Source organism: Mesorhizobium sp. M7A.F.Ca.CA.004.06.1.1 (assembly GCF_003999135.1).
Taxonomy (GTDB): Bacteria; Pseudomonadota; Alphaproteobacteria; order Rhizobiales; family Rhizobiaceae; genus Mesorhizobium.
The window spans coordinates 1-3,680 of sequence record NZ_RZPQ01000598.1 but is presented as its reverse complement, the minus strand read 5'-3'; the positions used below and the strand labels follow the sequence as shown (position 1 = coordinate 3,680).

Here is a 3,680-nt window from a genome sequence, read left to right as displayed (position 1 = left end):
GTATAGTGACGGGGAGAAGGGTGCTGCCATCGCCGATTTCGCCAATCACAAACGTTGCAAGATGGGCGCCGAGATTGCGGCCAGCCCCCTTCTCCCCGTCACTATACGGGGAGAAGGAGGCTGGCCGCAACCTCGGCGTCCGTCTTGCAACCATGGTGATTGGCGAAACCGGCGATGACGGCGCCCCTCTCCCCGTCACTGTACGGGGAGAGGATGCCGGCAGGCAGGTGGGGGGCAGCGCCAACGCTCGATCTCTTCATCAAATCAATTCCCCGCCTGTTGCTGCGGCAAGAGATAGCCGGTGGTCGACCGGGCGAGCACGAGATAGTGCGCGGCGACGGCCTTGACCTCGTCTGTCGTGACCTTGCGGATGCGGTCCGTCCACTGCTGGACGTCCTGCACATTGCCGCCGGTGGCCAGCGTCGAGCCGTAGATGTTGGCCATGGAATCCTGCTTGTCGCGGGCAAAGGTCATCGACCTGACATAGCGGTCCTTGGCCTTTTCCAGCTCCGATGGCGTGACGCCATCCTTGACGATGCGCACCACTTCGGCATCGACCGCCGCTTCGACGTCGGAGATTTTAGCATCGCCGCGCGGCGCGCCATAGACGGTGAAGTTGGTGTCGTCGAGCATGGTGCCCTGGAAAAAGGCGCCGGCGCTGGATGCGATACCTTGCTGGACGACGAGCGCCTGGTAGAGCCGGCTGCGATTGCCGCCGCCGAGGATCTCCGCCAAGAGGTCGAGCGCTTCCGCCTCGCCCGGCTTGCCTGTGTGATAGGACGGCACCACCCATTGGGTGGAAAAGCTCGGCACGCTGACGCGGGCATCGGCGAGCGTCACCGTGCGCTTGGTGTTCTGCTCCGGCTCGACCGGACGGATGCGCGGCGGCAGATCGGGGCCGCGCGCCACCTTGCCATAGGTCTTTTCGGCCAGCGCCCGCACCGTGTCCGGGTCGACATCGCCGGCAACGATCAGCACCGCGTTGTTGGGCCGGTAATATTTGTCATAGAAGGCGACAGCGTCGGCGCGGTTCAGCTGCTGCATCTCCTGCATCCAGCCGATGACCGGGATGCGATAGGGCTGGTTCTGCCACAGCGTCGCATCGACCTCCTCGTCCAGCACGGCCTCGGGGCTGTTGTCGATGCGCGAGCGGCGCTCCTCGAGGATGACATCGCGCTCGGTCTTGATGACATCGTCGGTGAGGATGAGGTTGCGCATGCGATCGGCCTCGAAGCTCATCATCAGCTCGAGCGCCGACGGCGCCACCGTCTCGTGGAAGGCGGTGTAGTCGTAAGAGGTGAAGGCGTTGTTGGAGCCGCCGATATCGGAGATGGCGCGGTCGAACTCGCCCGCCGCATGGTTGGTCGTCGCCTTGAACATCAGATGTTCGAAGAAATGCGCAATGCCGGATTTGCCGGGCGGCTCGTCGGCGCTGCCGATCTTGTACCAGACCATATGGGTGACGATCGGCGCACGGTGGTCGGGAATGACGACCACCTCCATGCCGTTGTCGAGCAGGAAATCCGTGACCTTGAACTCGGCCGGAACCGTGTTGGGCAAGACGGGGCTCTCGGCCAGCACCGGGCTGGTCATGACAAAAGCCAAAGAGGACGCCAACAGCGTTCCGCGCAGCCATTCAATCGTGGATGTCATCAACGGCTCCGGTTCTGTCTGCAGACGATAGGCAAGGTACTGGCGACAAGCAAAGTTAATTGTTGGTCATTTTAGAGGCGGAGCTCGGTTCCTCGCCCCCGTGAAGCGGGGGAGAGGAACCGCCAATCGCGAAGGCGTATCAGGCCGCCTCGATAAAGCGGATGACGGTCTCGCCATAGTTGCGCTCGTCCAGCACGGAAAAGCCGGGGCCCGGCTCGAAGGGCGCCACTGCCGCCTCTTCGACCACGCACAGCGCGCCAGGGCGAAGCCAGCCGCCGGCTTTCGCCGACTGCAAGGCGCGCTCGCCAAGGCCCTTGCCATAGGGCGGGTCGGCAAAGACGAGGCCGAACGGCGCCAGCGTGCCCGCTTCGCCAAGGCCGGTGGCATCGCGGCGGAAGATCTTGGTGCGGCCGGTCAGGCCGAAGGCTTCGACATTGTCGCGGATCAGGCCACGGCCTTCGGCCGATTCCTCGATGAAGACGCCGTAGGAGGCACCGCGCGACAGCGCCTCGAGCCCCAGCGCACCGGTGCCGGCGAACAGGTCGAGCACGCGCGCGCCGTCCAATTGCGCGGCAAAGCGATGCGCCAGCACGTTGAAGACCGCCTCGCGGGTGCGATCGGTCGTCGGACGAATGGCGCTCGAGCGCGGCGTCGCCAGCGGACGCCCGCGAAACTCACCACCGACGATTCTCATCTCGCTTTGGGGCCTCGGGGACCATTGCGCGGACGCTCACCGCCGCCAGCCCCGCCCGGACGTTCGCCTCTCGGCTTGCCGAACGGTCTTGCACCGGCGGGTTTGCCATAAGACGGCTTGAACGATGCCTTGCGCGCCTTGGCTTCAGCCGCCTTGGCGGCATCGGCGTCGGCCCTGCCCTTGCCGATCGGCCGCGCGCCCGGTGCCATCCAGACATTGGCCTTGCGCTGGCCGGGCGGCTCGATCGGCCGCTGCTCGCGCTCGGACTTTTTGCCACCGCCCGGCTTGCCGCCAAAAGCACCACGCGGCTTGTCGCCGAAGCCACCGCGCGGTTTGTCGCCAAAATTGCCGCGCGGCTTGTCGCCAAAGCTGCGTTCGGGGCGCGGGCCGCGTTCGCCAAAACTCTTCTCCGCGCTTCTGTCGGGACTTGTCGACAGTTTGCCCAGCGCCTCGTCGCGGCTGCCTTCGCGGCGCTTGCGGTTCTTGATCAAACCGCCCTCGCCGATCGGGCGGCGCTCACCGTCGCGGGTGAATTTCGGCCGCTCCGGCTCCGGCTCGCGAACTTCGGTGCGCCGCACCGGCTTGTTGGAAAACGGCTTGGTGACATCGGCGTCGAAATTGGCGCCGGATTCCTCGACCAGGCGCTCGCCGAGTTGGTCACGCAGAACCCTGCCCTTGATCTCGAGCACATGGCCCTCGGCGAGGTCATCGAGCTGGAACGGCCCGTAGGAGATGCGGATCAGCCGCGTCACGTCGAGGCCGAGCGAGCCAAGAATGTTTCTGACTTCGCGGTTCTTGCCCTCGCGCAGGCCGATCGTCAGCCAGGCATTGGTGCCTTGCTCACGGTCGAGCGTCGCTTCGATGGCACCGTAGAACACGCCGTCGACGGCAATGCCTTCACGCAGGCCGGCAAGCGCGCTTTCCTCGACCTTGCCGTGGACGCGCACGCGATAGCGGCGCAGCCAGCCGGTGGCCGGCAGTTCGAGCACGCGCGAGAGGCCGCCATCATTGGTGAGCAGCAGCAGGCCTTCGGTGTTGATGTCGAGCCGGCCGATGGTCATCAGCCGCGGCAATTCAGCCGGCAGCACGTCGAAGACGGTCTTGCGGCCCTCGGGATCGCGGTTGGTGGTGACGACGCCGGCCGGCTTGTGGAACAGGAACAGCCGGGTGCGCTCGATCGGCGGGATTTCCATGCCGTCGAGATGGATGATGTCATCAGGCATGACGTTGAAGGCCGGCGAAGTCAGGGCGCGGCCATTGACCTTGACGCGGCCGGCGGCGATCAGCTCCTCGGCATCGCGGCGCGAGGCCAGGCCGGCGCGGGCCAGCCGCT

The 3,680-nt window shown here is 65.8% G+C and carries 3 protein-coding genes; all 3 read right to left on the bottom strand.

What is annotated here, in order from left to right; genetic code table 11:
* Positions 1–264 precede the first annotated feature (264 nt).
* Positions 265–1,653 (bottom strand): pitrilysin family protein, encoded by a 1,389-nt coding sequence (locus EN906_RS26535; RefSeq protein ID WP_127266867.1) that lies wholly within the window; start codon positions 1,651–1,653, stop codon positions 265–267.
* Positions 1,654–1,792: 139 nt separating this feature from the next.
* Positions 1,793–2,347 (bottom strand): 16S rRNA (guanine(966)-N(2))-methyltransferase RsmD, encoded by a 555-nt coding sequence (gene rsmD / locus EN906_RS26530; protein ID WP_127266868.1) that lies wholly within the window; start codon positions 2,345–2,347, stop codon positions 1,793–1,795.
* Positions 2,344–3,680, bottom strand: a 1,337-nt coding sequence (locus EN906_RS26525; protein WP_164777370.1) for a pseudouridine synthase, incomplete at its 5' end; no start/stop codon positions are given. The genes rsmD and EN906_RS26525, both read right to left, overlap by 4 nt.